The 205-nt window shown below is 35.6% G+C and carries 1 protein-coding gene; it reads left to right on the top strand.

Annotated features, from left to right (window positions below; genetic code table 11):
• The coding region (locus WKI42_RS11015; RefSeq protein WP_368081929.1) for a hypothetical protein at window positions 1–205 on the top strand (205 nt) is incomplete at both ends.

Below are 205 nucleotides of genomic sequence, written 5' to 3'. Positions count from 1 at the left end.
CGCTTTAACAACATGGAATAGTCGTATAGGAGCTTTCTTTTCTCTTATCTTGCTTTTATTACAGTTAGCATCAAGTGCAGGTACTTATCCACTTGCCTTGACAAATGATTTCTTTAGAGCTATTAATCCCTGGTTACCAATGAGTTATTCAGTTTCGGGATTACGACAAACAATCTCTATGACAGGAAATATTCATCATCAAGTT

This window comes from Streptococcus pseudopneumoniae (assembly GCF_038148935.1).
GTDB lineage: Bacteria > Bacillota > Bacilli > Lactobacillales > Streptococcaceae > Streptococcus > Streptococcus pseudopneumoniae_U.
Note: the sequence above shows the minus strand (reverse complement) of the source record. Positions and strands in the feature narration are given on the sequence as shown.